Origin of the sequence: Streptomyces sp. NPDC101181 (genome assembly GCF_044767975.1) — a bacterium.
GTDB lineage: Bacteria > Actinomycetota > Actinomycetes > Streptomycetales > Streptomycetaceae > Streptomyces.
On sequence record NZ_JBIWOX010000010.1, the window covers coordinates 1 to 26,807 of the forward strand.

The window sequence follows — 26,807 nt, forward strand, 5'->3', positions numbered from 1 at the left end:
GGGGGGGGGGGGGGGGGGGGGGGGGGGGGGGGGGGGGGGGGGGGGGGCGGGGGGGCGGGGGGGGGGGGGGGGGGCGGCCCCCCCCCCCCCCCCCACCCCGGTTTCTCGTCTCCGTCCGTGGGAGGACGCACAGTGGGTATCAAGGACACGCCCGAGGAGTGGCAGGTCACCGCGACCGTCACCCCCTTCACCGGCAACAAGACCAGCGTCCGCACCGATCAGGTGGTGATGCCCGACGGGTCGGTCCACGGCCGCGACTACCAGGTCCACCCCGGTTCGGTGGCCATCCTCGCCATCGACGAGGACGACCAGGTCATCGTCGTACGCCAGTACCGCCACCCGGTACGCCAGCGGCTCTGGGAGATCCCCGCCGGGCTGCTCGACGTGCCCGGTGAGAACCCCCTGCACGCCGCGCAGCGCGAGCTGTACGAGGAGGCGCACGTCAAGGCCGAGGAGTGGCGGGTGCTGACCGACGTCTACACCACGCCCGGCGGCTGCGACGAGGCCGTCCGCATCTTCCTGGCCCGCGGCCTGTCCGACGCGGAGGGCGAGCGGTTCGCGGTCGAGGAGGAGGAGGCCGACATGGAGCAGGCCCGTATCCCGCTGCCGGAGCTGGTGCGCTCGGTGATCGCGGGGGACCTGCACAACAACTGCCTGGTCGTCGGGGTGCTCGCGCTCACCGCCGTGCTCGCGGGCGACGGGGCCGACTCGCTGCGCCCCGCGGAGGCGCCCTGGCCCGCCAGGCCCTTCGAGGCCTGACGTCACCTCCCGCTCCTCCGGCGCCCCGGCCGGAACTCCGTTGGTCATGTTGATCGCAAAAAACGACGATCATAAGAAATGACAAGATGCTGATCCGATCGGGGGATGTTCCCTGGTCCTCCGCGCCGCTCCGCCGGGATCGTCCCCCTCGCTGAACTACGCTCGAAAGGCCCCGACCGGAGTTCCGGCGGGCACCGCGTGCAGCGAAGTGGAGCGTGGCTCGTGACCGATCAGGCGGTGGACATCAGCGGCCCGGTGAAGGCCTCGGGAGCCGAGGATCCGTCAGGCGGCGCCGCGCCCCGATTCTTCGGCCGCGAACGCGAGTTGAAGGCCCTGCGCGAGGACATCGAGCGGGCCGGTCTGGACACCCTCGCGGGCCGCAAGACCCCCCGAGCCCGGGTCCTGCTCATCGCGGGCCGCCCCGGCTCCGGCCGCAGCGCACTCGCCGAGGAACTGGCCGCGGCCCTCACCGGCGCCGACGTCGCGGAGGCGGCCTCGGGCGCGGCGGGCGCGCTGCCCTGGACCGCCCGCGGCACGGGCTCGGGCGACTACCCCGACGGGGTGCTCCGGGCCGGACTCACCGACCCCGGCGGCGAACGCGTCCCCACCGAACGCACCGCCGGGGAGATCCTCGGCCTCCTGGGCCTCGCGGTCCCGCCCGGCGCCGACGGGGACGAGCTGTCCGAGATGGTCCGCGAGGCCCTCGCCGTACGCCGCGTCGTCCTGCTGCTCGACGACGCGGCCGACGCCGAGCAGGTCGACCCGCTGCTCCCGGAGAACCCGCACTGCCTGGTCGTCGCCACCGCCACCGGTCCGCTGACCGGCATCCCCGACGTACGCCCGTGCACCCTCGGCGGACTGGAGGCGGGCGCGGCGGCGCGGTCGCTGGCCCGCACCATCGGGCAGGTCCGGGTCACCGTCGACCCCCGCACCGCCCAGACCCTGGCCGAGGAGTGCGGCGGGCAGCCCGCGGCCCTCGCCCTGGTCGGCGGTCTGCTCGCGGCCCACCCGAGGACCTCGGTCGCCGATGTCGCGGGGCAGCTGCGCGGACTGCCCGACGCGGGGGACCAACAGCCCACCGGGGCCCGTCCGCTGGCCCGCGCCTTCCGGCTCGTCCACGACTCACTGCCGACGGCCGCCGCCCGGATACTGCGTCTGCTGGCGCTGGCCCCCGCCGGGCTCGCCGACGCCCACACCGCCTCCGCGCTGGCGGGCTGCTCCGTCTCGGCCGCCCGCTCGACGCTGGACGACTTCGTCCGGCTCGGACTGGTGCGGACGGACGGCGCCGCCCACCCGCAGTACGCGGTACGCGGCTGTCTCGCCCCGATGCTGCGGGACCTTCTGGAGGACCGCGAGCGGCCCGCCGAGATCCAGCTCGCCCGCGCCCGGATGCTGGAGCGGACCGTGCGCCGCCTCCAGTCCTGCCGCGCGGTCACCGAACCGGAGGACGCGGGCGCCCGTCGCAAGCTCGCCGGGCTGCCGCGCTCCCTGCGCTTCCCCAACGCCGAGGAGGCGGGCGTCTGGCTGCGGCAGCGCCAGCCCGCCCTGCTGGCCTCCGCCCGGCTCGCGGTCGCCGACGGCGAGCTGGACACCCTGGCCCGGCGGCTGGTGGCCGCCCTGGTCCGGGCGCTGGCCGCGCACCGGGGGACGGAGGCGGCCGCGCCCGAGCTGTACGGGCTGCACGGCCTGGTGCTGGACGTGGCGCTCCGCCGCGAACTGCCCCGGGAACAGGCCGCCGCCCTGCTGAACCTCGGAGACCTGGACGCCCGCACCGGCCGCACCCGGGCGGCGCTGACCCGCTACCGGGCCGCGCTGGACGCCGGGCGGGCCGCGAAGGACTTCTACGCGACCGGCCGCGCCATGGAATCCGTGGGCGGGGCGTACGAGGAGCTGGGGGACTACCACCGGGCCGCCGACTGGTACGGCCGCGCGCTCTCCCAGCGCCTCACCCAGGGGGAACGGGAGGACGAGGCGCGGCTGTACGGGCGGCTCGGCGCCGTCCACACCTACGCCGGGCGCTACGGAGAGGCGCTGCGGAACTGGCGGGCGGCCGCGGCGGGCCACCGCAGGCTCGGCGGCCCGGCGGCCCAGGCGCGGGCGCTCAGCGAGGCGGCCCGGGTCCAGGAGTACGCGGGGCGGCCGCACGAGTCGCTCCAGACCTGCCGGGAGGCCGTGGAGCTGGCCCGGCGCGCCGGTGACGTGCGGCTTCAGGCGGCGCTCCAGCTGCGGCTGGCCGACACGCTGGACAGGCTCGGTGACCCGGCGGCGGCCGGGTTGCACCGTATCGCGGCCGATAGATTGCTGGGCGAGGAGAGTTCTGCCTACGAAATCCGCAGTGCTTCGACGGAAAGTTAATGCTTTGTAAGGCTAGACAGCATGAAGTCCTTCATTAGACTGGCTCTGCCGCGTTCCTCTGCGGTGTCTCCATTTATGCTGTTTATGTCCGGGTCTGCGTTGTTGTGCCCGGGTGACCCTCCGAGCCAAGGACCGTGATCGACGTGAAGGTCGGCATCCCCCGCGAAGTCAAGAACAACGAGTTCCGGGTGGCGATCACCCCCGCCGGAGTGCATGAGCTCGTCCGCCACGGCCACCAGGTCGTCATCGAGCACGACGCCGGTGCCGGCTCGTCCATCCCGGACGAGGAGTACGTCGCCGCCGGCGCGCGGATACTGGCCACCGCCGACGAGGTCTGGGCCGCCGCCGACCTGCTGCTGAAGGTCAAGGAGCCGGTCGCCGAGGAGTACCACCGCCTCCGCAAGGGCCAGACGCTCTTCACGTATCTGCACCTCGCCGCCTCCCGCGAGTGCACCGACGCGCTGCTGGCCTCCGGCACCACCGCGATCGCCTACGAGACGGTCGAGACCGCGGGCCGCGCCCTGCCGCTGCTCGCCCCGATGTCCGAGGTCGCGGGCCGCCTCGCCCCGCAGGTCGGCGCGTACCACCTGATGCGCTCGGTCGGCGGCCGCGGTGTGCTCCCCGGCGGCGTCCCCGGCACCCGCGCGGGCAGGGCCGTCGTCATCGGCGGCGGCGTCTCCGGCTGGAACGCCACCCAGATCGCCGTGGGACTCGGCTTCCACGTCACTCTGCTCGACCGCGACATCAACAAGCTGCGTGAGGCCGACAGGATCTTCGGCACCACGGTGCAGACCGTCGTCTCCAACGCCTTCGAGCTGGAGAGGGCCGTCGTCGAGGCCGACCTCGTCATCGGCGCCGTGCTGATCCCCGGAGCCAAGGCACCGAAGCTGGTCACCAACGAGCTGGTCGCCAAGATGAAGCCCGGAAGTGTACTTGTCGACATCGCGATCGATCAGGGCGGCTGCTTCGAGGACTCGCGCCCCACGACCCACGCCGAGCCGACCTTCCAGGTGCACGACTCGGTCTTCTACTGCGTCGCCAACATGCCCGGCGCGGTCCCGAACACCTCCACCTACGCGCTCACCAACGCCACGCTGCCCTACATCGTGGAGCTCGCGAACCGCGGCTGGGCCGACGCCCTGCGCCGGGACGCCGCGCTGGCCAAGGGCCTCAACACCCATGAGGGCCAGGTGGTTTACCGAGAGGTGGCCGAGGCGCACGGCCTGGCGCACATCGAGCTGAGCGCCCTGCTCGGCTGACGGGTCAACCTGGTTCGTCAACATCGCGCGTCCGGCCGGACCTTGCTCAGCGAGGTCCGGCCGGACGCGTATCCGACCCCGTGAGGCCTGTGCGCAACTCGCCTCGAACGTAACCCTTTACCCGTTTCGTTCAGCGGTGAAATGGGTGGCTTGGCCGCTGTGCACCCTTGACAGGAAGACGTTCGATTGCCGACACATCGGCCCGGGTCCGACGGATTGTGTTGCTGCGGACCGGTGACACGCCATAGAGTCGCCAATCGTCGGCATGGTGCCACGCTGACCTATCGATAAGTTTCCTGGTCACGTCCAAGGAGGTAAGACGACTTGTGAATGAGTCGACAATTACTCCTGGGGGTGGTCAACCAGGAACGCCCGCACGGGGTCTGAGCCCGACCGGGCCCGAAGCTGTCGGCTCCGTCGCGGTCCGCACCTTCGCCACCCAACAGCACATGACGACAGCCCCCCAGATGATGGACGGCCCACACGTGAACGCCACGGCCGGCAACGAGAGCAGCCGGGACACCGACCGCTTCGCCGACTTCGCCGAGGTGCCCGAGGGGCACTTCTACGACCCCGACGCCGAGTACGAGCCCGATCCGGAGTACGCGGCCACCCTCGCGCCCGACGCCGCGCGGCAGCGCCGCGAGCGCATCGGCCCGACCGGACGGCCCCTGCCCTACTTCCCGATCCCGGGCCCCCTGACCGACCACGGCCCCGCGAAGATCATCGCGATGTGCAACCAGAAGGGCGGCGTCGGCAAGACCACGTCGACCATCAACCTGGGCGCCGCGCTCGCCGAGTACGGACGCCGTGTCCTCCTCGTCGACTTCGACCCGCAGGGCGCCCTCTCGGTCGGCCTCGGGGTCAACCCGATGGAACTCGACCTCACCGTCTACAACCTGCTCATGGAGCGGGGCATGGCGGCCGACGAGGTCCTCCTGAAGACCGCGGTCCCCAACATGGACCTGCTGCCCAGCAACATCGACCTCTCCGCGGCCGAGGTGCAGCTCGTCAGCGAGGTGGCCCGCGAGTCCACCCTCCAGCGCGCCCTGAAGCCGCTGATGGCCGACTACGACTACATCGTGATCGACTGCCAGCCCTCGCTCGGCCTGCTCACCGTGAACGCGCTGACCGCCGCGCACAAGGTGATAGTGCCGCTGGAGTGCGAGTTCTTCGCGCTGCGCGGGGTCGCGCTGCTCACCGAGACCATCGAGAAGGTCCAGGAGCGGCTCAACCCGGAGCTGGAGCTCGACGGCATCCTCGCCACCATGTACGACTCCCGTACGGTGCACAGCCGCGAGGTCCTGGCGCGCGTCGTCGAGGCCTTCGACGAGCACGTCTACCACACCGTCATCGGGCGCACGGTCCGCTTCCCGGAGACCACGGTCGCCGGTGAGCCCATCACCACCTACGCCTCCAACTCGGTCGGCGCCGCCGCCTATCGCCAGCTCGCCAGGGAGGTGCTCGCCCGGTGTCACGCCGAGTGAGTCTGCCCGGGGCCGACGAACTGTTCCGTACCACCGGAGGCGGGATGGGCCTCCAGCCGTCCTCCCCGGCGGACCGGCGGCGCAAGACCACCGGGGAACCGCGGGTGCCCGCCCCCGCGGGGGAGAGCGACCCCGCGGGCCAGGCCCCGGCGGCCGACCGGGAGGAGCACAGCGCGGCCGACGCCGACAGCGGCGACGCGCGCGGCCGCGGGGGCGAGAGCGAACGCCCCGCCGCCAAGCCCGCGTCCGGTGAGCGCCCGGCGGCGTCCGCCGCTCCGGCCGAGCAGCCCGCGGCGGCGGTCCAGCCGCAGCGCAGGCGTGGCGGCCGCGGGGCCAACCGCCGCCCCAGCGGCCGGGAGCGGCACGACGAGAAGATCACGGTCTACGTCTCCGCCGAGGAGCTGATGGACCTCGAACACGCCCGGCTCGTCCTGCGCGGCGAACACGGACTCGCCGTCGACCGCGGCCGCATCGTCCGCGAGGCGGTGGCGGTGGTCCTCGCCGACCTGGAGTCCCGGGGCGACGCGAGCATCCTCGTACGGCGGTTGCGCGGCCGCTGACCGGCGCGGCGCGGGTAGCCTGCCGGGGCGGGGCCCGCCGACCGGCGGGGGCCCGCCCCTAACCCGCCCCACCCCTGGACCACCATGCCGACGCCCCTCGAACCCGCCGCCCCGCGCCGCCGCACCCTGGGCCGGGGCCCCGGGACGCCGGCGGAGCCGGAGGCCCCGCAGACCCCGGAGGCCGTCCGGCCGTCCGATGCGGAAGCCGCGGCGGCTCCCGTGCCGGAGGCCGCGCCGCAGGGTGTACAGCAGGCCGTGGCGGCCGACGTCGCGGCGGCGGACGCCGATCCCGCGGCGGAGGGCGAGGACCGGCGCTTCACGGTCCGGCTGGTGAACTTCGAGGGCCCCTTCGATCTCCTCCTCCAGCTGATCTCCAAGCACAAGCTGGATGTGACCGAGGTCGCGCTGTCCAGGGTCACCGACGAGTTCATGGCCCACATCCGGGCCATGGGCGCGGACTGGGACCTCGACCAGACCACCGAGTTCCTCGTCGTCGCCGCCACACTGCTCGACCTCAAGGCCGCCCGGCTGCTGCCCGCCGCCGAGGTGGAGGACGAGGCGGACCTGGCGCTCCTGGAGGCCCGGGACCTGCTCTTCGCCCGGCTGCTCCAGTACCGCGCGTACAAGCAGATCGCCGAGATCTTCCAGACCCGCCTGGAGTCGGAGGCCCGCCGCCACCCCCGTACCGTCGGCCTGGAGGACCACCACGCGGCGCTGCTGCCCGAGGTCGTCATCAGCATCGGGCCCGAGGGGTTCGCCCGGCTCGCGGTGAAGGCGATGCAGCCCAGGCCCGAGCCGCAGGTGTACGTGGACCACATCCACGCCCCGCTGGTGAGCGTGCGCGAACAGGCGGGCCTGGTGGTGGAGCGGCTGCGGGCGGCCGGGGAAGCGGTGAGCTTCCGGAGCCTGACCGAGGACGCGCCGGACACCCTCACCGTGGTGGCCCGCTTCCTCGCGCTGCTGGAGCTGTACCGCGAGAAGGCGGTCACCCTCGACCAGGACGAGGCGCTGGGCGACCTGCTGGTGGCCTGGTGCGGCGGGGAGGGCGCGGAGCCGGTGGTGACGGACGAGTTCGACCAGGAGCTGAACGGAACCCCGCAAGAGGAGGGCGTACGGGAATGAGCGAGCAGCCGACGCGAGGGGACGACCCGGGGGCGGTCGCCTCGCTGGACCTGAAGCCCGCCCTGGAAGCGGTCCTCATGGTCGTCGACGAGCCCGCCACCGTCGACCGGCTGGCCAAGGTGCTCCAGCGGCCCCGCAGAGCCGTGGCGGACGCGCTGCGGGAACTGGCCGACGAGTACACCGCGCAGCGCCGGGGCTTCGACCTGCGGCTGGTGGCGGGCGGCTGGCGGTTCTCCACCCGCTCCGCCTACGCGGCGGCCGTGGAGGGCTTCGTCCTGGACGGCCAGCACGCCCGGCTCACCCAGGCCGCGCTGGAGACGCTGGCGGTGGTCGCCTACCGGCAGCCGGTGAGCCGTTCCCGGGTCTCGGCGGTGCGCGGAGTGAACTGCGACGGGGTCATGCGGACCCTCCTCCAGCGGGGGCTGGTGGCCGAGGCGGGCACGGAACCCGAAACAGGTGCGATCCTGTACAGGACGACGAACTACTTTCTGGAGCGCATGGGCCTGCGTGGCCTGGACGAGCTCCCGGAGCTCGCGCCCTTCCTCCCGGAGGCGGACGCGATCGAGGCTGAGACGCTAGAGGGTGTGCCGTCGTTCGATCCGGACGCACCGGACACCCCGGATACTCACGCAGACGACAAGACGGAATTTTGATGCGAAGCAGTGGCAGGAACAGCGGAAGCGGCGGCAGCGGCCGGAGCGGCGGCCAAGGCGGTCGTCCCGGCGGTCAGGGCGGTCGTCCCGGCGGTCAGGGCGGCGGGCGCGGCCAGGGCGGTCGCGGCGGCGCCCAGGGCGGCCGTTCCGGCGGTCAGGGCGGCGGCGGCGCGCGCGGCGCCGGCGGCCAGGGCGGCCGTCCGGGCGCCACGGGCGGCCGCGACGAGCAGGACAAGCGTCCCCGCCGCCCCCGCCCCGAGGAGCGCCGCTACGACGTGGGCAACGACGCCCCCGGCGCCCGCGAGCAGGCCGGCCCCCGCAAGGGGCGCGGCTCGGCCGCGCGCGGCGGTGCCAAGGGCGGTCCGAAGCCCGCACAGGGCGGCAGCCGCAGCGGCGGCTTCCGGCGCGGCGGCAACCCCTCGCGGCCCCGCGAGCTGGACGCCAAGATCGAGCAGCGCAACCGCGACCGGTACGCGAACAAGCCCGACATCACGCTGCCCAAGACCCACCCGGGCGCCGAGCAGGAGGGCGAGCGGCTCCAGAAGGTCCTCGCCCGCGCGGGCATGGGCTCGCGGCGCGCCTGCGAGGAGCTGATCGAGCAGGCCCGCGTCGAGGTCAACGGCGAGATCGTCGTCGAGCAGGGCATGCGCGTCGACGTGCACAAGGACGAGATCAAGGTCGACGGCCTCACCGTCGCCGCCCAGTCGTATCTCTTCTTCGCGCTGAACAAGCCCGCCGGGGTCGTCTCCTCGATGGAGGACCCGGACGGCCGCCAGTGCCTCGGCGACTACGTGACCAACCGCGAGACGCGGCTCTTCCACGTCGGCCGCCTCGACACCGAGACCGAGGGCATCATCATGCTCACCAACCACGGTGAGCTGGCCCACCGCCTCACGCACCCCAAGTACGGCGTGAAGAAGACCTACCTCGCCGCCATCCAGGGCCCCCTGCCGCGCGACCTGGGCAAGCGGCTCAAGGACGGCATCCAGCTGGAGGACGGCTACGCCCGCGCCGACCACTTCCGCGTGGTCGAGAACACCGGCAAGAACTACCTGGTCGAGGTGACCCTCCACGAGGGCCGCAAGCACATCGTGCGCCGGATGCTCGCCGAGGCGGGCTTCCCGGTGGAGCGCCTGGTGCGGACCAGCTTCGGGCCGATCCCGCTCGGCGACCAGAAGTCCGGCTGGCTGCGCCGTCTGACCAACACCGAGGTCGGCATGCTGATGCGCGAGGTCGGTCTCTAGCGACCCGCTCCGCCACGGCGGACACCCCCGGAACGAAGGCCCGTGGCCGGTTCCGTTCAGAAACCTGAACGGAACCGGCCACGGGCCTTCCGCCGTTCCCGCCCACCCTTTATAGTCAAGTTGACCATAAAGAAGGAGGCGGGTGTGAGTCTCGCGGACGTGCTCGACCCCCTGCGGCAGCCCCTCGTGACGATCCTGGACACCCCGGTCAGCTGGACCGAGGTGCTCGGCTTCGGCAGCGGCGCGCTCTGCGTCTGGCTCGTGGCCCGCCAGCACATCGCCAACTGGCCGGTCGGCATCGCCAACAACCTCTTCTTCATCGTGCTGTTCGCCCAGGCCGGCCTGTACGCCGACGCCGGCCTCCAGATCGTCTTCATCACCCTCGCCGCGTACGGCTGGTGGACCTGGACCCACGGGGGTGGACCAGGGACCTCGGGCCTGCCGGTGCGCAGGACGACCCGCACCGAATGGGTCTGGCTGCTCGCGGCGGGGGTGGTGGGGACCGCCGGCATCACGCTGCTGCTGTCCCGGGCCACCGACTCCACCGTCCCGTTCTGGGACGCGGTGACGACCTCCCTGTCGCTGACGGCGACGTACGGCCAGTGCCGCAAGCGCCTGGAGTCCTGGTGGCTGTGGATCGCCGCCGACGTGGTCCACATCCCGCTCTACGCGCACAAAGGGCTGTATCCGACCTCACTGCTGTACGCCGGTTTCCTCGTGCTCTGCCTCATCGGCCTGCGCGCCTGGCACCGCGACCTGACCGCCCGCACCGCGCGCCCGGCGGAGGTGGCCGCCGCGTGAAGCGCTACGGACACGGCCTGGTCCTCGGCAAGTTCTACCCGCCGCACGCGGGCCACCACCACCTCGTCGAGACCGCCCGGCAACGCTGCGAGCGGCTGACCGTGCTGGTCTGCGCCGCCTCCGTGGAGTCGGTGCCGCTCGCCGACCGGGTGGCCTGGATGCGGGAGATCCACCCGGACACCACGGTGACCGGCGCGGTCGACGACACGCCCATGGACGTCAACGACCCGGCGGTCTGGGACGCGCACATGGCCGTCTTCACCACCGCCGTCCCCGAGCCCGTCGACGCGGTCTTCACCTCGGAGGCGTACGGGCGGGAGCTGGGCCGCCGCTTCGGCGCGGAATCCGTCCTCGTCGACCCCGGGCGCACCCGCTTCCCCGTCTCGGGCACCGCGGTCCGCGCGGACCCCGTCGGCTGCTGGGACCACCTGCGGCCGCCCGTACGCGCCGCCCTCGCCCGCCGGGTCGTGGTCCTCGGCGCGGAGTCCACCGGCACCACCACCCTCGCCCGTGACCTCGCCGCCCACTTCCGGGCGCGCGGGGGAGTGTGGGCCCGCACCGGTCACGTCGCCGAGTACGGCCGCGAGTACAGCGAACAGAAGCTCGCCGCGCTGCGGGCGCGGTGGCCGGGGGCCGCCTGGGAGGACGTCACCTTCACCACCGGTGACTTCCCGCTCATCGCCCAGGCCCAGAACGACCGGGAGGAGGCCGCCGCCCGCGCGGGGTCCCCCGTCCTCTTCTGCGACACCGACTCCTTCGCCACCACCCTCTGGCACGAACGGTACGTCGGCGGCCGCAACCGGCTCGTCGAGGAGATCGCGGACCGGGCCGCCCCGCACCACCTGTGGCTGCTCACCGACCACGAGGGCGTCGCCTTCGAGGACGACGGGCTGCGCGACGGCCCGGAGCTGCGCCCCTGGATGACCGACCGCTTCCGCGCCGAACTCACCCGCACGGGACGGCCGTTCATCGAAATGACCGGCCCGCCCCGGACACGGCTCGCCGCCGCTGTCACCGCCGTCGACGAACTCCTCGCCACCGGCTGGGACTTCGCCGCGCCCCTCCCGGAGAAACGATGAGCACCCCCGCCCCCGAGGGCTACGACCCGCACGCCTTCGCCCCGTTCGCGGTCACCGTCGACCTCGCCGTCTTCACCGTCCGCGGAGCCCGGCTGCACGTGCTGCTCGTCGAACGCGGCCAGGAGCCGTTCCGGGGCCGGTGGGCGCTGCCCGGCGGCTTCCTGCTGCCCCGCGAGTCGGCGGAGACCGCCGCGCGCCGCGAACTGGCCGAGGAGACCGGCCTCGGCCAGGACACCGTCGGCGCCCTCCACCTCGAACAGCTGCGGACCTACACCGCCCCGGACCGCGACCCGAGGATGCGGGTCGTCTCCGTCGCCTACGCCGCTCTCCTGCCCGACCTGCCCGAACCACGCGGCGGCGGCGACGCGGCGAGCGCCCGGTGGTGGGACGCCGCCGCCACCGAACCCCTCGCCTTCGACCACGACGGCATCCTCGCCGACGCGCACGAGCGGATCGGGGCCAAGCTGGAGTACAGCAGCCTGGCCACCGCGTTCTGCCCCGACCGGTTCACCCTCGGCGAGCTCCAGCAGGTCTACGAGACGGTCTGGGGCGTCGAACTGGACCGCCCCAACTTCCGGCGCAAGGTCCTCGGCACGCCCGGCTTCGTCCGGCCCGTCGACGGCCCGCCCCGCCGCACCGGCGGGCGGGGAAAACCCGCCGCCCTCTACCGCGCGGGCGACGCCACCGCCCTGCACCCGCCGCTGCTGCGCCCCCCGCGCCCCGACGCCTCCCCCTCCGGAACGGAAGGACCCGACCGATGACCCTCGCCACCCCGCCCCTCACCAAGCAGGCCGCGACCGGCGTCCTCACCGGCCTCGCCCTCGGCGACGCGCTCGGCTACCCCACCGAGTTCGACGACGTGCCCTCGATCCTCGCCAGGTACGGCCCCTGGCGGCAGCTGCCCCTCCCGGACCCCGCCGTCGTCTCCGACGACACCCAGATGACCATCGCCCTCGGCCGGGGCATCCGTACCGCGACGGACAGCGGACTGCTCACCCCCGAACGGATGGTGGGCCCGGTCCGCGCGGAGTTCGTCGCCTGGTACCACGCGCCCGACAACAACCGTGCGCCCGGCAACACGTGCCTGGAGGCGTGCGCGCTGCTGGAGGGCGACCGGATCTGGCAGGAGGCCAGCCGGACCGGCTCCAAGGGCTGCGGCGCCAACATGCGGGTCGCCCCGCTCGGCCTCGTCCCCGGCCTCAGCGACGAACAGCGCGCCGGGGCCGCCCAGCTCCAGGCCGCCCTCACCCACGGCCACCCCACCGCGCTCGCCGCCTCCGACCTGCTGGCCCGAGCCGTGCACCTGCTCGCCCAGGGGGCCGAACCCCTCGGCCTCATCGGCCAGTTGCGCAGCTACGCCTACGACAACAGCGGCCGCTACCACCCCCGCTGGCTGGAGGACCTGTGGCGCTTCACGCACGACGCCTCACCCGGGGCGTTCATCAGCCGCGGCTGGGCGGAGTGCCTGACCGCACTGGCCACGGTCCAGGACGCGCTGCGGGACCCGTCGCCGGAGACCGACCCGTGCGAGCGGACCGGCGACGGCTGGACCGCCGAGGAAGCCCTCGCCACCGCCCTGCACTGCTTCCTGCTGTTCCCCGAGGACCCCGTCACCGCGCTGCGCCGGGCCGCCTGCACCCGGGGTGACTCCGACTCCATCGCCTGCATCACCGGGGCACTGGCCGGGGCGCACCTGGGGGCGGCGGCCTGGCCCAAGGAGTGGTCCGAGCGCATCGAGTACCGCAGCGACCTGCTGTCCCTCGCCGCACTGTGGGACGCCTGAGCGGCGTCCGACCGGGTACGAGAGGGCGAACCCGTTCCCGTACGAAGGTCTGGTGGTATCCGTGTCCTCCTCACTCGTCGAGACCGTCGACATCAAGGCGCCCGTGGCCGTCGTCTGGTCCCTGTGGAGCGACGTCACCCAGTGGCCGAGGTTCCTCAGCCACGTCCAGCGCGTCGACCCCCTGGACGACCGCCGCTTCGCCTGGCAGCTCTCGCTGCCCGGCGCGGACAAGAACTTCGTCGCCGAGCTGACCGAGGTGATCCCCGAGGAGCGCATCGCCTGGAAGACGACCGAGGGGGTCCACCACGCGGGAGTGGTCACCTTCCACCGCCTCGACGACACGTCGAGCCGCGTCGCCCTCCAGATCGAGTACGACCCCCAGGGCTTCATCGAGCGGCTCGGCGCGCTGACCAACCTCGACTCCACGCTCGCCAACTACGACCTGGGCGAGTTCCAGAAGCTGGCCGAAGTCACCGCCGAGGCGGGCGGCCCCCGGACGGTGTGAGCGCGGCCGGCCGGGACCACCCGCCGCCGGGGCCCGCCGGGCCCGTACGAGGAAGTCCTCCACGGCCGACCGGGCGGGCCCCGGCGGCCGCGGGGGAACGGGCCATCGCGCTTCGCTCCCCTCGCCGAGGCGGTCCGTCCGGCGCTCCGCCTCAGACCAGCCGGATGGTCCCGTCCGCGACGGTGATCTGCTCGGCGGGCAGCGGCCGGGTCGCCGGGCCGGCCTCGACCGCCGCGTCCGTGATGCTGAACCTGCTGCCGTGGCACGGGCAGTTGATGGTGCCGTCGCTCACCGTCGAGACGAGACAGCTCGCGTGGGTGCAGACGGCGGAGAACGCCTTGAACTCGCCTTCGGTCGGCTGGGTCACCACGATTTTCCGCTCCTTGAGGACGGTGCCGCCGCCGACCGGGACGTCCCCCGTCCTGGCGAGCTCCGCCCCGCCCGAGGCCTCCCCGGTCCCGCTCGGCGCCGGGCTCGCCTCCCCGCTGCCGCCCCCTTCGCCGGACGATCCGCAGCCGGTCGCCAGAGCGGTGGCGCCCGCCGCTCCCGCGGCCAGCACCGTCCTTCGCTGTACGTTCACGGGCTTCTCCTCGGATGGCGGGGCGGGGACGGACAGGATGCAGGCCATGGTGGCGGCGGAAGGGTCCCAGGAGAAGCAACCGGGCTGACCGTGCACCCGCCCGAGTGGCGGACGGGACGTTCCCGGAGACGACCGCGCGGGGCGGGAACCGGACATCGAGGGGGGCACACCCCGGGGCGTCCGTATCCTCGTGCACGTCGAGACCTCTCTCGCGCGCGCCGGGGCCGGCCACGTCCGCCCCGGTGCGACCGCCGCCCCGCGCAAGGACTTCGCCCAGTGAGAACCGCCCTCGTCATCGGAACCGGGCTCGTCGGTACCTCCGCCGCCCTCGCGCTCGCGGGCCGCGGCGTCCACGTCCACCTCGCCGACCACGACGCCGACTCCGCCCGCACCGCCGCGGCCCTCGGAGCGGGCACGGACGAGCCGCCGTCCGGCCCCGTCGACCTGGCCGTCATCGCCGTACCGCCCGCGCACACCGCCACCGTCCTCGCCACCGCGATGCGCGCCGGGGCCGCCCGGGGCTACCTGGACGTGGCCAGCGTCAAGGGCGGCCCGCGCCGCGAGCTGGAGGCGCTCGGCCTGGACCTCGCCCCGTACATCGGGTCGCACCCCATGGCGGGCAAGGAGCGCTCGGGCCCGCTGGCCGCCACCGCCGACCTCTTCGAGGGGCGCCCCTGGGTCCTCACCCCGACCCGGGACACCGACACCGAGGTGCTCAACCTCGCCCTGGAGCTGGTCGCCCTGTGCCGGGCCGTCCCCGTGGTCATGGACGCCGACGCCCACGACCGGGCCGTCGCCCTCGTCTCGCACACCCCGCAGCTGATCTCCTCCATGGTCGCCGCCCGGCTGGAGGAGGCCGACGAGACCGCCGTACGGCTGTGCGGGCAGGGCATCCGCGACGTCACCCGGATCGCCGCCTCCGACCCCCGGATGTGGGTGGAGATCCTCTCCGCCAACCCCGGCCCGGTCGCCGACGTGCTCGCCGGGATCGCCGCCGACCTGACGGAGACCGTGACCGCCCTGCGCGGCCTGCACTCCGCCGACGAGGAGAAGCGCGGCGCGGGCGCCGTCGCCATCGAGGACGTCCTGCGCCGCGGCAACGCGGGCCGCGTCCGGGTCCCCGGCAAGCACGGCGCCGCCCCCGCCGCCTACGAGACCGTCGCCGTCCTCATCGGCGACAAGCCGGGGGAGCTGGCCGCGATCTTCGCCGACGCGGGCCGGGCCGGGGTCAACATCGAGGACGTCCGCATCGAGCACGCCACCGGCCAGCAGGCGGGTCTGGTCCAGATCATGGTCGAGCCCAGCGCCGCCCCGGTGCTCGGCGCGGCGCTCCAGGAGCGGGGCTGGTCGATCCGCGGCTGACGCCCCGGCCACCGGGCGCGGCCGCTGGCCCGTACGGGGTACAAGGGCCCGCCCGGTACTCGGTAACCTGGTACGAGGCCCTCCGCGGGCCCGTCCGTCCCCGACCCGTGTACCAGGAAGGTGTCCACCACCGTGGAAACCGCACGCCCCTCCGTGATCGTCGCCATCGACGGGCCCTCGGGCACCGGCAAGTCGAGCACCTCCAAGGCCGTCGCCGCAGAGCTGGGCCTGAGCTACCTGGACACGGGCGCGCAGTACCGGGCGATCACCTGGTGGATGCTGGCCAACGGCGTCGACGTGAGCGACCCGGAGGCGATCGCGACCGCCGCCGCCAAGCCCGTGATCGTCTCCGGCACCGACCCCTCCGCCCCGACGATCACGGTCGACGGCCAGGACGCCTCCGGCCCGATCCGCACCCAGGAGGTCACCTCCAAGGTCAGCGCCGTCAGCGCGGTCCCCGAGGTGCGCACGCTCATCACCGCCCTCCAGCGCTCCATCGCCGCGGCCGCGACCGGCGGCATCGTCGTCGAGGGCCGCGACATCGGGACCACCGTGCTGCCCGGCGCCGACCTCAAGATCTTCCTCACCGCCTCCCCGGAGGCCCGCGCAGCCCGCCGCAGCGGCGAGGTCAAGGGCTCGGACCTGACCGCCACCCGCGAGGCCCTGATTCTCCGGGACGCCGCCGACTCCGGCCGCAAGACCTCCCCGCTCGCCAAGGCGGAGGACGCCGTCGAGGTGGACACCACCGAACTGACCCTCCAGCAGGTCATCGAGTGTGTCGTCACCCTCGTCGAGGGGAAGCGGGTGGCCGCGTGAGCGATGCCACCGGCGCGCCCACGCCGCGCGGAGCGGCCGTCGGGCGCACCATCGGCATCGGCCTGATGTACGGGCTGTGGAAGCCCCGGGTGCTGGGCGCGTGGCGCGTCCCCGCCGCCGGACCGGTCATCCTCGCGGTGAACCACTCCCACAACATCGACGGACCGATGCTGATGGGGACCGCGCCCCGGCCGGTGCACTTCCTGATCAAGAAGGAGGCGTTCGTCGGCCCCCTCGACCCGTTCCTGCACCGGATCGGCCAGATCGAGGTGGACCGCACGACCGTCGACCGCACCGCGATCAGCCACGCGCTGGGCGTCCTGGCGGACGGCGGCGTCCTCGGGATCTTCCCCGAGGGCACCCGGGGCGAGGGCGACTTCGCCTCGCTGCGGGCCGGGCTCGCGTACTTCGCCGTACGGGGCCGGGCCCCGATCGTCCCCGTCGCCGTCCTGGGCAGCACCGAGCGCCGGGGACGGCTGATACGGGGGCTGCCCCCGCTGCGCGGCCGGGTCGACGTCGTCTTCGGCGAGGCGTTCGACGCGAGCGCCGGCGACGGGCGGCGGACCCGCAAGGCGCTGGACGAGGCGACCCTGTGGATCCAGGGCAGGCTCACTGCCCACCTGGAGAGCGCCAGGCGCCTCACCGGGCGATAGGCCAGACTTGAGTAGTGGGCCGCGCTGACCGCGGTCCATCGATGATGATGCAAAGAGGAACGGACTTCATGAACGACCAGAATCACTCCGAGGGCTCGGGCCACGAGCACGGAGCACTTGGCGACGCCGAGTTCGCGGAGTTCATGGAGCTCGCCGCGCAGGAGGGTTTCGACCGCGACGACGTCGAGGGCGCGCTGGACGAGTCCGGTCACGGCCCGCTGCCCGTGCTCGCCATCGTCGGCCGCCCCAACGTCGGCAAGTCGACCCTGGTGAACCGGATCATCGGCCGCCGTGAGGCCGTCGTGCAGGACAAGCCCGGCGTCACCCGCGACCGGGTCAGCTACGAGGCCGAGTGGGCGGGCCGCCGCTTCAAGGTCGTCGACACCGGCGGCTGGGAGCAGGACGTGCTGGGCCTCGACGCCTCCGTCGCCGCCCAGGCCGAGTACGCCATCGAGACGGCCGACGCGGTCGTCTTCGTGGTCGACTCCACCGTCGGGGCCACCGACACCGACGAGGCCGTGGTCAAGCTGCTGCGCCGGGCGGGCAAGCCCGTGGTGCTCTGCGCCAACAAGGTCGACGGCCAGAGCGGCGAGGCGGACGCCACCGCCCTGTGGTCCCTCGGCCTCGGCGAGCCCTACCCGGTCTCCTCGCTGCACGGCCGCGGCACCGGCGACATGCTCGACGCGGTCCTCGAAGCCCTCCCGGACGCCCCGGCGCAGAAGTTCGGCACCGCGCTCGGCGGCCCCCGCCGGGTCGCCCTGATCGGCCGCCCGAACGTCGGCAAGTCCTCCCTGCTCAACAAGGTCGCGGGCGAGGACCGCGTCGTCGTCAACGAGCTGGCGGGCACCACCCGCGACCCGGTGGACGAGCTGATCGAGCTGGGCGGCGTCACCTGGAAGTTCATCGACACGGCCGGTATCCGCCGTCGCGTCCACCTCCAGGAGGGCGCGGACTACTACGCCTCGCTGCGCACCGCGGCCGCCCTGGAGAAGGCCGAGGTCGCCGTCATCCTGATCGACGCGAGCGAGTCCATCAGCGTCCAGGACCAGCGCATCATCACCATGGCCGTCGAGGCCGGGCGGGCCATCGTCGTCGCCTTCAACAAGTGGGACACCCTCGACGAGGAGCGCCGCTACTACCTGGAGCGCGAGATCGAGACGGAGCTGGCGCAGATCTCCTGGGCCCCGCGCGTCAACGTCTCCGCCGTCACCGGCCGCCACATGGAGAAGCTGGTCCCGGCGATCGAGACCGCGATCGAGAGCTGGGAGACCCGCGTCCCCACCGGCCGCCTCAACTCCTTCCTCGGGGAGATCGTCGCCTCCCACCCGCACCCGGTGCGGGGCGGCAAGCAGCCGCGCATCCTGTTCGGCACCCAGGCCGGCACCAAGCCGCCGCGGTTCGTGCTCTTCGCCTCCGGCTTCCTGGAGCACGGCTACCGCCGCTTCGTAGAGCGCCGCCTCCGTGAGGAGTTCGGCTTCGAGGGCACCCCGATCCACATCTCCGTCCGGGTCCGCGAGAAGCGCGGCCGCAACAAGTAGCCGCACGACGAAGCCCCGGTCCGCTCCTGTGCGAGCGGACCGGGGCTTCGTCGTACGGGTGCCGCCGCGGGCGGTCAGGAGTTCCGTGACCCGGGCGGCAGCGCCGCGGGCCGGGGCCGTCCGGCGTGACGTCCCACCCGCTGCCAGGAGCCGAGGCTCCCGGTGGTGTGCTGTTGGCTCTGGCCGCCGTGGGCACCGTGCCCGGACGGGGCCGGGTGACCGCTCAGCGGGGTCCTGGAGGCGAAGAGACCGGCGCTGAAGGCCGGGAAGCCGAGGTTCTCCTCGCCGCTCCGGTCGCCCGGCAGCGCCCGGAACGAGCGCCGGTACTCGGAGTACAGCGCGTCGTAGATCGGGGTGGCGGACAGGCCCCCGGACGGATCCTGCGAAGGACGCATACCGGGAATCTGACTCTGATGCTGGCGGGAGGAGTCGTATGAGTGCACATAGGTGCCAACGACCTCACCGCCCGTCGGATGCGGTCCCACCGGAGAAAACGCCGTCCGGGGGACCCGCCCGAGCTGCGGGTTCACGCTCAGGTCCCGGCCAGCGGCATCGCGGCGGCGACCAGCTGGCCGTTGACCGCGGCCTTCTCCAGGGCGTCCCGGAGCAGGTCCTCGCGCGGCTGCTGGCCGATCGTCCCGGACGGGGCGGCGAAGACCAGGACCGTCTGCGACTTGTTGACCGCGCTCCGCCAGCCCTCGGTCACCTGGAGCGGCTGGTGGGCCTGCCACCAGGCGACCGGGTTGCCGCCGCCCGCGCCCGGCTGGAGCACGGCGTGCAGCTGGCCCACCGCCAGCAGCACCGACCAGCCGGGCAGCACCTCGGGGAGGGTGGCGAGATCGGGGGCGGGGCGGAAACCCTGCTCCAGCAGCAGCTGGAGGAACTCGTCGCCCCCGCTGCCGTCGGTGCCGGGCCGGGCGACCGGCCCGGTCGGCTCGACGACCAGGGCCGGGCGCAGATCGTCCTCGATGAGGACGAGACCGCTGGTGATGCCGAGGACGGCCTGTTCGGGCATGAGTCCCTCCGATGCGTTCTGCTCGCTGCCGGTGATGCCGCGCACCGCGCCCTGGAGCTGGTCCTCCGCGACCCTGACGACCTGTGAGGGGATGCACGTCGCGTGGGCGAACGCGAGCACGGCGGTCTCGTCCCCGATGAACAGCACCGTGCTGGTGCGCTCCTGGTCGGAGTCGCCGGGGGTGCGGCAGGAGGTGCAGTCGTAGCTGCCGGGGGTGTCGTCGCCGACGAGCAGCCGGTCGGCTTCGTCGTCGCCGATCTCGGCGCGTACGTCCTGGCTGACGTCGAGCATGCGCGGCACGGGTGGCTCCTCGAACTCGGTGCGTGGGCCGGGCGGTTCCCGGCTCATGAAGAGACAACGCGGGAGCGGTGGCCGGGGTCACGCACCCGGGCGCACCGAAGTCCGGCACGGACCGGTGCACCCGGGGACGCGGCGAAGCCGCGGCAGGTCTCCCCGGCGGGCCGTGACCGCGCCCGTCGCTTTCGGAGAAATTCTTTGTCCGCGCGCGGGCAACCCGCCGGTGTTTTTCTCCGTCAAGCATCGAGGAAAGCGTCGGCGAACGGGTGACGGGCAGGCGACCGGTTTCCAGCACCGGTGCCCACGGACGGGTGCGGAACACCGTGCGGCCGAGGGGTAAGCGGACGATTGGCGTCCGGAAACAGCAGGTCAGCGGTGGTGCGGCAGGGAGGCGGGAGCGCGGTGCGCGGATTTCCCCGTTCCCTCCGGATTCCGCGCACATGCGCAGGGAGAAACGCCGGGAAGTACAGTCCCGACAGACCAGGTCGACCAGGGGGAAACGGCGACGCCATGCATATTTCCTTTCTTCTCCACAACGCTTACGGAATCGGAGGGACGATCCGGACGACCTTCACGCTCGCCCGTACGCTCGCCGAGCGGCACGACGTCGAGATCGTCTCGGTCTTCCGCCACCGCGACACTCCCGCCCTCGGCGCACCGGAGGGTGTGACGATGAGCCACCTCGTGGACCTGCGCCGCAAGAGCCCGTCCTACGACGGGGACGCCGCCGAACACGCCCGTCCCGCCGCCGTGTTCCCGCGCGGCGACACCCGGCACCGGCAGTACAGCAGGCTCACCGACGCCCGGATCGCCGCCCACCTGCGGACCGTCGAGGCGGACGTCGTCGTCGGCACCCGCCCCGGACTCAACGTCCACCTCAGCCGCCAGACCCGTCGCGGACCGGTGCGCGTGGGGCAGGAGCACCTGACGCTCGACAGCCACAGCTACCGGCTGCGCCGCGAGATCGCCCACCGCTACACCCTGCTCGACGCGCTCACCACGGTCACCCGGGCCGACGCGGACGACTACCGGAGCCGGCTGCGGCTGCCCGGGGTCCGCGTCGAGGCCATCCCCAACGCGGTCCCCGCCCCGGCCTGCCCGCCCGCCGGGGGCGACCTCAAGTGGGTCGTCGCGGCGGGCCGCCTGCACCGGGTCAAGCGCTACGACCTGCTGGTGCGGGCGTTCGCCCAGGTGTCCGCCGCCCGGCCCGACTGGCGGCTGCGGATCTACGGCGGCGGGGACGCGACCGGCGACGAACAGGGGGCCCTGCGCGCCCTCATCGACGAACTGGGCCTGCACCACCACGTGTTCCTCATGGGCGCGGCCAACCCCATGGAGGCCGAGTGGCCCAAGGGCTCGGTGGCCGCCGTCACGTCGCACCGCGAGTCCTTCGGCATGACCATCGTCGAGGCGATGCGCGGTGGCCTGCCGGTCGTCGCCACCGACTGCCCGCACGGACCGGCCGAGATCATCGAGGACGGCGTCGACGGCCGTCTCGTGCCGGTGGGCGACCCGGACGCGATCGCCGCCGCCCTGCTCCAGCTGATCGGGGACGACGCGCTGCGCCACCGGATGGGCCGGGCCGCGCTGGCGGCCTCCGAACGCTTCGACCCGGTACGGATCGCCGAACGCCACGAGCGCCTGTTCACCGGACTCCTCACCCGCGGCGCCCGGGGGCGCGGCAACGGCGCGCTGCGCACCGCGCTGCACCGCACCCGGGGCGGCGTGCTCGACGGGGCGTACGCCCTGCGCTACAAGGCCGCCGACATGCTCCGCAAGGGAGGGAGCGCGTGACCACCGCGACCGTACGGGCCGACTGCGCCGCCGACCGGGTCGGAGTGCCCACCTTCCACCTGGCCACCGTCCCCGCCCCCGGTCCGGACGCCGGGTGAGGAGGGTTGCGGTCAGGTGCTGTCCGCAACCCCTGGCAGACTCCCCGGCATGTTGGAGACCTCCGCGCGGCTGCTGCGTCTGCTCTCACTGCTCCAGGCCCACCGCGAGTGGTCCGGCGCGGACCTCGCCGACCGGCTCGGCGTCACCCCGCGCACCCTGCGGCGGGATGTCGACAAGCTGCGCGAGCTGGGCTACCCGGTGAACGCCAGCCGGGGCACCGGCGGCGGCTACCACCTGGGGGCGGGCGCCCGGCTGCCGCCCCTGCTGCTGGACGACGACGAGGCGGTCGCGGTCGCCGTCGGCCTGCGCACGGCGGCCGGCCAGGGCGTCGAGGGCATCGGCGAGACCTCCGTGCGGGCCCTGGCCAAGCTGGAACAGGTGCTGCCCGACCGGCTGCGCCGCCGGGTGGGCGCGCTCGGCGCCTTCACCGTGCCGATGCTGCGCGGCCCGGACGAATCCGCCGTCGACCCGGCCGTGCTCACCGAACTGGCGGCCGCCTGCCGGGACACCGAGCGGCTGCGGTTCTCCTACCGGACCCACGGCGGGGACCTCTCGCGCCGGACCGTGGAGCCGCACCGGCTCGTCTGCACCGAGCACCGCTGGTACCTGGTGGCCTGGGACCTGGACCGGGCGGACTGGCGTACGTTCCGGGCGGACCGGATCACCCCCGCCCCACCGCACGGCCCCCGCTTCACCCCGCGCCCGCCGCCCGCCGAGGACCTCGCGGCGTACGTCTCCCAGGGCGTCGCGGTCTCCGCCTACCCGGCCCGCGCGGTGATCCTGCTGAAGGCCCCGCTGGCTCGGGCGGCCCGCCAGGTGTCGCCGTCCGCCGGGGTGCTGGAGGCCGTGGACGAGGACACCTGCCGGCTGGTCACGGGCGCGCCCGACCTCACCGTGCTGGTGATCCATGTGCTGATGATGGGCATCGATTTCGAGGTGGTGGAGCCCCCCGAGTTGACCGAGGTGATGCGCCGGGCCCGGAACCGGCTCACCCGGGCACTCGGCGATGGTGAGACGTGAGAGAAGCGTGCGGAAAAGCACGGCCGGTTTAATGGGACGGAAAATCGCGGTGTCCGGCCATTTGGGTGACACCCCTGCTCACAGGAAAAGAAGCAGGTCATCCCGGTGATTCCGGAGCGCCGTGCCGCTTCCTGCCGGAGTGCGGGTCAGGAGCTTCGGCTATTTCGTACAGACGCCTGTGAGGGGCCCGTTCGAGTGAATATCCCCGGGTATACAGGTGTCGGGATCCTGTGACACAAGCGTGACCGCCACGGCACACCGGGATGCGTGCGGGCCCCTTGCGGCCCGGCCTTCCGTCCCGGTCCGGGGCCGCCTACGGTGAGGGCATGGCATCTCTACCGACCCCTCCCGCACAGCCGGACGACGCCGCCGACTCCTACGTCGGCCTCGGCGCCGACGCCGCCGAGCAGCAGGCCAGAAGCCGTGGCTGGGACACGGTCCGGGCGGTTCCGCCGGGCACCATGCTCACCATGGAGTTCCGCCAGGGACGCATCAACTTCCAGGTCGAGGACGGCACGGTGACGCGCTGCTGGGTGGGCTGACCCGGACCACCTCCCCGTCGGGCCCGTCAGGCCCGGCCCCCCGGCATGGGGGGGGGGGCCCCCCCCCCCCGGGGGGGCGGGGCGGCGCCGCGGCGGGGGGGGGGGGGCCCCCCCCCCCCCCCCCCCGGGGGCCCCCCGCCCCCCCGCCCCCGCCCGCGCCCCCCCCCCCCCCCCGGGGGGGGCCCCCCCCCCATGACCGGGGGCCGGGCTGTGCGTACCGCCCCCGCGGCACGGGGAGCGGGACTCAGCCGCCCGGACGCACGGGCTGCGCCGCGTGGGCCCGTGCCATGGAGCCGGGTGCCGGACGGCCGGCCGCGAGGGCCGGGTCGATCGCGGCGGCCTCGGCGGCCAGCCCCTCGGTGCCGAGCGACTGGGGCAGCAGCACCGGCTGCGGCCCCTGCTCGACGACGGGCTCCTCGCGGGCGCCGCCGCGGCGGCGCTCCCGCCACCGCTCGCGCAGCACGAAGATCCAGGCCTCGGTCCGCGCGATCAGCGGCTCGAACCAGGGCAGCGCCAGCAGGATCAGCAGCCCGGCCGCCCAGCCCAGCAGGACGTCGCTCAGCCAGTGCGTACCGATGTAGACGGTGGTGAGGCCGACGCCCAGCGAGACCGTCGCGGAGAGCGCCGACAGATAGCGCCGCGCGCGCGGCGTGGTGGCCAGATAAGCGAGGATTCCCCAGGTCACGACGGCGTTGGCGGTGTGTCCGGAGGGAAATATATCGCCGCCGGCGAACATCTCGGCCGAGCCGATCTGCGTCGCGTAGTGCGGACCGAGCCGCCCCAGGCCCAGCTTGACCGCGCCCACCGTCACATTGAGCAGCAGCAGGGCCGTGCCGAGGACCAGCAGCGGCCGGAGTGTGTGCTGACGCCAGGAGCGCCAGCCCAGCCAGCAGGCGACCATCACCGCCGTGGGACCACGCTGGCCCAGCACCACGTAGTAGTCGAGGAAGGCGTGCAGTTCGGGCCACTGCTGGTAGGGCCGGAACAGCATGACCTTCCAGTCCAGCGCCACCAGCCAGGACGTGATGAGCACGGCGACGACGATGGCGAGATAGAACGCCAAAGTCCCCCCGAAGAGGGCGATGCGGTGACGGCTCATCCGCGGTGCCTCTATCTTCGGCGGTTCCGGCTCCCGGTCCAGGCGGGCAAAGATGTCGGTACGCACCCAATCGACGTTACAGCGAGTGAGCGCGCGAGCAGGCCAATCCGGCCGCTTTGTGATGACGATGTGATGTGGACTTTGTCTCAGGCGGTCATCTTTTTCCGGCCCGGAGAACAATCTCCGCGATCTTGCGGCCAATTACCCGCAGGGTTCGTTCGGAAGCGTGTTTGATCCGCCGGGGAAATCTCCGCCATGGGAATCCGCCGGAATTGATCCCGCCATTCGGGGGAGGAACCCGCCCGCGCGCCCCGCCCCGCCGCGGCCGTTCCGAGGCCGCCGCGCGGGCCTGTGCGGGGCCCCGCCGGGAGCCCCCGCGCCCCCACCGGCAGGGCGTACGGGACACGGTGCGGCGGGCCGGCGTATGAGATGGACCACGTGTGACCTCGCCGAACTCGCGTACGCTGACGGCGCACTCGCCCGTCGGCGCCCGGCCCGGCCGGCAGAACATGTCCGCGGCGCCCCAGGGGCCCGCGTCGCCGCCGGTCCGCCGGGCGCGAGGGAATCATCGGGAGGTAGACAGATGTCCGGGACGACCACGGCCGGAGTCCGGCTGCGCCGAGCCGCCGACGACGCCAACCGCTGGGTCGTCCTCGTGGTCCTCTGTCTCAGTCTTCTCGTCGTCGCGCTGGACGCGACCGTGCTCCACGTCGCCGTACCGGCACTCACCGAGGATCTGCGCCCGAGCGGCAGCGCCCTGCTGTGGATCGCCGATTCCTACCCCCTCGTCTGCGCCTCGCTCCTCATCCTGTTCGGCACCCTGGGTGACCGGATCGGGCGGCGCCGGATCCTGCTCATCGGTTACGCGATCTTCGGCGCCGCCTCCGCGCTCGCCGCGTCGGCCGACTCCTCCGCCGTCCTCGTCGCGGCCCGTGCCCTGCTGGGTGTGGGCGGCGCGATGATCATGCCCGCCACCCTGTCGATCCTGCGGCAGGTCTTCCCCGACCGGCGCGAGCGGGCCCTCGCCATCGGCGTGTGGACCGCGGTCGCCGCGGCCGGGGCGGCCGCCGGGCCTGTCATCGGCGGCTCCCTGGTCGAGCACTTCTGGTGGGGCTCGGTCTTCCTCGTCAACATCCCGCTGATGGCCGTGATCCTGCCGCTGGGCCGCTGGCTGCTGCCCGAGTCGCGCGGTGGGGCGGACGGCCCCTGGGACGTGCTGGGCGCGCTGACCGCCGCGGCCGGGGTCCTCGGACTCGTCCTCGGCGTCAAGCGGGTCGGCGGCGGCGCTGACCTCCTGGACCCGGCCGCCCTCGCCCCGCTCGCCCTCGGCGTCGCGCTCCTGGCGCTCTTCGTGCGCCGCCAGAAGCGCCGTACGCACCCCCTCGTCGACATGGCGATGTTCGCCCGCCCGGCCTTCTCCACCGCCGTCGGCTGCATCGTCCTCGCCATGCTGGCCCTGGTCGGCCTCCAGCTGATCGCCGTGCAGTACCTCCAGCTGGTGCTGGGGCTCGGCCCGCTGGAGACCGGGCTGCGGCTGCTGCCGCTGACCTTCGCCGCGATGGCCGCGGGCGCCACCGGCTCGTACACCCTGCGCCGACTCGGCCCGCGGCGGATGGTCGGCTGGGGCTTCGTCCTCACCGCCGCCTCGGTGCTGCTGCTCACCTCGATGGGCCAGCACGACCGCCCCGCCCTGATGACCTCCGCCTTCGTCCTGCTCGGCTTCGGCCTCCAGACGACGCTCTTCGGGGCGTACGAGTCGATGCTCAGCGACGCCCCGCCGGAGCGCGCGGGCGGTGCAGCGGCGATCGGCGAGACCTCCTACCAGCTGGGCGCGGGCCTCGGCATCGCCCTCCTCGGCAGCGTGATGAACGCCGCCTACGCCCCGGGGCTCGCCTCCCTGAGCGAGCGGGGCGTCCCCGCCCGCGCCGGGGAGGAGGCCTCCCACTCGCTGGGCGAGGCGTACCAGGTCGCCGCACAGCTGGGCGGGCCGCTGGGTGATCTGCTGCGCACCACGGCCCGGAGCTCCTTCGTCGGCGGACTCCACATCACCCTCTTCGTCAGCGCCGGTCTGCTGCTGCTCGGGGCGCTCGCCGCGCTGCGGCTGCCGCGGACCATGGACTGCCCGCCGAAGGGGCCCTGCCCCCGGGCCGACGCCGAAACCGACGCACCCGGCGCCTTCGAGCGGGCCGCCGGGACCCCCGTGCCCTCCGCGCGGCGGACGCCCGGGGCCGTACGCCCGGCCGGGCCCGATCGCCGTGAGAGCCCGCGTCTGACCCTGCCCGCGCGGCGCGAGCCCGCCGAGGCGACCGGCTCTGGACGGGCGGGACGCTGAGCCGTAACGTCAGCACGACGCCCTGACTACCACTGCTAGTTTTCCCGGGGCCG

General features: G+C 73.6%; 25 protein-coding genes. 21 read left to right on the forward strand and 4 right to left on the reverse strand.

Annotation, left to right across the window (positions count from 1 at the left end):
- Positions 1 to 132 precede the first annotated feature (132 nt).
- The 13 genes from ACIRRU_RS16450 (at position 133) to ACIRRU_RS16510 (ending at position 13,607) form a co-directional block, all read left to right on the forward strand.
- Positions 133 to 759: an NUDIX hydrolase gene (locus tag ACIRRU_RS16450; RefSeq protein ID WP_363205241.1), complete on the forward strand. Its 627-nt coding sequence runs from the start codon at positions 133 to 135 to the stop codon at positions 757 to 759.
- Between the two features lie 222 nt (positions 760 to 981).
- Positions 982 to 3,114 carry a tetratricopeptide repeat protein gene (locus ACIRRU_RS16455; RefSeq protein WP_403680777.1) on the forward strand — a complete coding sequence of 711 codons (2,133 nt, stop codon included), beginning with the start codon at positions 982 to 984 and terminating at the stop codon, positions 3,112 to 3,114.
- A gap of 143 nt (positions 3,115 to 3,257) precedes the next feature.
- On the forward strand, positions 3,258 to 4,373 hold the full coding sequence (gene ald / locus ACIRRU_RS16460) for an alanine dehydrogenase (RefSeq protein WP_403681234.1): 1,116 nt from the start codon (positions 3,258 to 3,260) through the stop codon (positions 4,371 to 4,373).
- A 467-nt stretch (positions 4,374 to 4,840) separates the two neighbouring features.
- Complete coding sequence (locus ACIRRU_RS16465; RefSeq protein WP_403681236.1) at positions 4,841 to 5,860, forward strand: ParA family protein; 1,020 nt, start codon at positions 4,841 to 4,843, stop codon at positions 5,858 to 5,860.
- On the forward strand, positions 5,857 to 6,420 hold the full coding sequence (locus ACIRRU_RS16470) for a hypothetical protein (RefSeq protein WP_403681237.1): 564 nt from the start codon (positions 5,857 to 5,859) through the stop codon (positions 6,418 to 6,420). The genes ACIRRU_RS16465 and ACIRRU_RS16470 overlap by 4 nt, the downstream gene beginning before the upstream one ends.
- Positions 6,421 to 6,504: 84 nt before the next feature.
- On the forward strand, positions 6,505 to 7,542 hold the full coding sequence (locus ACIRRU_RS16475; protein ID WP_403680780.1) for a segregation and condensation protein A: 1,038 nt from the start codon (positions 6,505 to 6,507) through the stop codon (positions 7,540 to 7,542).
- Positions 7,539 to 8,195 carry an SMC-Scp complex subunit ScpB gene (gene scpB, locus ACIRRU_RS16480; RefSeq protein WP_403680783.1) on the forward strand — a complete coding sequence of 219 codons (657 nt, stop codon included), beginning with the start codon at positions 7,539 to 7,541 and terminating at the stop codon, positions 8,193 to 8,195. Before ACIRRU_RS16475 ends, scpB begins: the two co-directional genes overlap by 4 nt.
- Complete coding sequence (locus ACIRRU_RS16485; protein WP_403680786.1) at positions 8,195 to 9,439, forward strand: pseudouridine synthase; 1,245 nt, start codon at positions 8,195 to 8,197, stop codon at positions 9,437 to 9,439. The genes scpB and ACIRRU_RS16485 overlap by 1 nt, the downstream gene beginning before the upstream one ends.
- A 144-nt stretch (positions 9,440 to 9,583) precedes the next feature.
- Entirely contained in the window at positions 9,584 to 10,240 is a 657-nt protein-coding gene (pnuC, locus tag ACIRRU_RS16490) for a nicotinamide riboside transporter PnuC (protein WP_403680789.1), read from the forward strand.
- Complete coding sequence (locus ACIRRU_RS16495; RefSeq protein ID WP_403680792.1) at positions 10,237 to 11,319, forward strand: AAA family ATPase; 1,083 nt, start codon at positions 10,237 to 10,239, stop codon at positions 11,317 to 11,319. The genes pnuC and ACIRRU_RS16495 overlap by 4 nt, the downstream gene beginning before the upstream one ends.
- Complete coding sequence (locus ACIRRU_RS16500; protein ID WP_403680795.1) at positions 11,316 to 12,080, forward strand: NUDIX hydrolase; 765 nt, start codon at positions 11,316 to 11,318, stop codon at positions 12,078 to 12,080. Before ACIRRU_RS16495 ends, ACIRRU_RS16500 begins: the two co-directional genes overlap by 4 nt.
- A complete protein-coding gene (locus ACIRRU_RS16505) occupies positions 12,077 to 13,102 on the forward strand; it encodes an ADP-ribosylglycohydrolase family protein (protein WP_403680797.1) in 1,026 nt (341 codons plus the stop codon). Before ACIRRU_RS16500 ends, ACIRRU_RS16505 begins: the two co-directional genes overlap by 4 nt.
- Positions 13,103 to 13,163: 61 nt before the next feature.
- Complete coding sequence (locus ACIRRU_RS16510; RefSeq protein WP_403680800.1) at positions 13,164 to 13,607, forward strand: SRPBCC family protein; 444 nt, start codon at positions 13,164 to 13,166, stop codon at positions 13,605 to 13,607.
- A 151-nt stretch (positions 13,608 to 13,758) separates the two neighbouring features.
- Here ACIRRU_RS16510 and ACIRRU_RS16515 read toward each other — a convergent pair whose 3' ends face one another.
- Positions 13,759 to 14,187 carry a Rieske (2Fe-2S) protein gene (locus ACIRRU_RS16515; RefSeq protein ID WP_403680803.1) on the reverse strand — a complete coding sequence of 143 codons (429 nt, stop codon included), beginning with the start codon at positions 14,185 to 14,187 and terminating at the stop codon, positions 13,759 to 13,761.
- A gap of 276 nt (positions 14,188 to 14,463) precedes the next feature.
- Between ACIRRU_RS16515 and ACIRRU_RS16520 the strand changes: the two genes are divergently transcribed.
- From ACIRRU_RS16520 to der, 4 genes are all read left to right on the forward strand, one after another.
- Positions 14,464 to 15,549, forward strand: a complete 1,086-nt coding sequence (locus ACIRRU_RS16520; protein WP_403680806.1) for a prephenate dehydrogenase — start codon at positions 14,464 to 14,466, stop codon at positions 15,547 to 15,549.
- 120 nt (positions 15,550 to 15,669) lie between these two features.
- Positions 15,670 to 16,365 (forward strand): (d)CMP kinase, encoded by a 696-nt coding sequence (cmk, locus tag ACIRRU_RS16525; protein WP_403680808.1) that lies wholly within the window; start codon positions 15,670 to 15,672, stop codon positions 16,363 to 16,365.
- The gene (locus ACIRRU_RS16530) at positions 16,362 to 17,018 is read left to right on the forward strand and encodes a lysophospholipid acyltransferase family protein (protein WP_403680811.1); all 657 of its coding nucleotides are present in this window, start codon (positions 16,362 to 16,364) and stop codon (positions 17,016 to 17,018) included. Before cmk ends, ACIRRU_RS16530 begins: the two co-directional genes overlap by 4 nt.
- A gap of 68 nt (positions 17,019 to 17,086) precedes the next feature.
- The gene (gene der, locus ACIRRU_RS16535) at positions 17,087 to 18,556 is read left to right on the forward strand and encodes a ribosome biogenesis GTPase Der (protein WP_403680814.1); all 1,470 of its coding nucleotides are present in this window, start codon (positions 17,087 to 17,089) and stop codon (positions 18,554 to 18,556) included.
- A 74-nt stretch (positions 18,557 to 18,630) separates the two neighbouring features.
- On the opposite strand, the gene ACIRRU_RS16540 is transcribed toward der, so the two are convergent.
- Together ACIRRU_RS16540 and ACIRRU_RS16545 are read right to left on the reverse strand one after the other, a co-directional pair.
- Positions 18,631 to 18,951: a hypothetical protein gene (locus ACIRRU_RS16540; protein WP_363205257.1), complete on the reverse strand. Its 321-nt coding sequence runs from the start codon at positions 18,949 to 18,951 to the stop codon at positions 18,631 to 18,633.
- Between the two features lie 137 nt (positions 18,952 to 19,088).
- On the reverse strand, positions 19,089 to 19,871 hold the full coding sequence (locus ACIRRU_RS16545) for a hypothetical protein (protein ID WP_403680817.1): 783 nt from the start codon (positions 19,869 to 19,871) through the stop codon (positions 19,089 to 19,091).
- Between the two features lie 507 nt (positions 19,872 to 20,378).
- On the opposite strand from ACIRRU_RS16545, the gene ACIRRU_RS16550 reads away from it, so the two are divergent.
- From ACIRRU_RS16550 to ACIRRU_RS16560, 3 genes are all read left to right on the forward strand, one after another.
- Entirely contained in the window at positions 20,379 to 21,662 is a 1,284-nt protein-coding gene (locus ACIRRU_RS16550; protein ID WP_403680820.1) for a glycosyltransferase family 4 protein, read from the forward strand.
- 147 nt (positions 21,663 to 21,809) lie between these two features.
- On the forward strand, positions 21,810 to 22,781 hold the full coding sequence (locus ACIRRU_RS16555) for a helix-turn-helix transcriptional regulator (protein ID WP_403680822.1): 972 nt from the start codon (positions 21,810 to 21,812) through the stop codon (positions 22,779 to 22,781).
- A gap of 326 nt (positions 22,782 to 23,107) precedes the next feature.
- On the forward strand, positions 23,108 to 23,323 hold the full coding sequence (locus tag ACIRRU_RS16560) for an I78 family peptidase inhibitor (protein ID WP_363205261.1): 216 nt from the start codon (positions 23,108 to 23,110) through the stop codon (positions 23,321 to 23,323).
- Positions 23,324 to 23,567: 244 nt separating this feature from the next.
- On the opposite strand, the gene ACIRRU_RS16565 is transcribed toward ACIRRU_RS16560, so the two are convergent.
- Entirely contained in the window at positions 23,568 to 24,488 is a 921-nt protein-coding gene (locus tag ACIRRU_RS16565; RefSeq protein ID WP_403680824.1) for a phosphatase PAP2 family protein, read from the reverse strand.
- A gap of 517 nt (positions 24,489 to 25,005) precedes the next feature.
- Here ACIRRU_RS16565 and ACIRRU_RS16570 point away from each other — a divergent pair.
- Positions 25,006 to 26,754 carry an MFS transporter gene (locus tag ACIRRU_RS16570; protein WP_403680827.1) on the forward strand — a complete coding sequence of 583 codons (1,749 nt, stop codon included), beginning with the start codon at positions 25,006 to 25,008 and terminating at the stop codon, positions 26,752 to 26,754.
- Positions 26,755 to 26,807: the final 53 nt, after the last annotated feature.

Excerpts from the sequence above, each read along its gene's own strand:
- ACIRRU_RS16485 (WP_403680786.1), top strand. The coding sequence starts at position 8,195 with ATGCGAAGCAGTGGCAGGAACAGCGGAAGCGGCGGCAGCGGCCGGAGC.
- ACIRRU_RS16505 (WP_403680797.1), top strand. The coding sequence starts at position 12,077 with ATGACCCTCGCCACCCCGCCCCTCACCAAGCAGGCCGCGACCGGCGTC.
- ACIRRU_RS16555 (WP_403680822.1), top strand. The coding sequence starts at position 21,810 with ATGTTGGAGACCTCCGCGCGGCTGCTGCGTCTGCTCTCACTGCTCCAG.
- ACIRRU_RS16550 (WP_403680820.1), top strand. The coding sequence starts at position 20,379 with ATGCATATTTCCTTTCTTCTCCACAACGCTTACGGAATCGGAGGGACG.
- ACIRRU_RS16465 (WP_403681236.1), top strand. The coding sequence starts at position 4,841 with ATGATGGACGGCCCACACGTGAACGCCACGGCCGGCAACGAGAGCAGC.
- der (WP_403680814.1), top strand. The coding sequence starts at position 17,087 with ATGAACGACCAGAATCACTCCGAGGGCTCGGGCCACGAGCACGGAGCA.
- ACIRRU_RS16540 (WP_363205257.1), bottom strand. The coding sequence starts at position 18,951 with ATGCGTCCTTCGCAGGATCCGTCCGGGGGCCTGTCCGCCACCCCGATC.
- ACIRRU_RS16475 (WP_403680780.1), top strand. The coding sequence starts at position 6,505 with ATGCCGACGCCCCTCGAACCCGCCGCCCCGCGCCGCCGCACCCTGGGC.
- scpB (WP_403680783.1), top strand. The coding sequence starts at position 7,539 with ATGAGCGAGCAGCCGACGCGAGGGGACGACCCGGGGGCGGTCGCCTCG.
- ACIRRU_RS16560 (WP_363205261.1), top strand. The coding sequence starts at position 23,108 with ATGGCATCTCTACCGACCCCTCCCGCACAGCCGGACGACGCCGCCGAC.
- ACIRRU_RS16500 (WP_403680795.1), top strand. The coding sequence starts at position 11,316 with ATGAGCACCCCCGCCCCCGAGGGCTACGACCCGCACGCCTTCGCCCCG.
- ACIRRU_RS16570 (WP_403680827.1), top strand. The coding sequence starts at position 25,006 with ATGTCCGGGACGACCACGGCCGGAGTCCGGCTGCGCCGAGCCGCCGAC.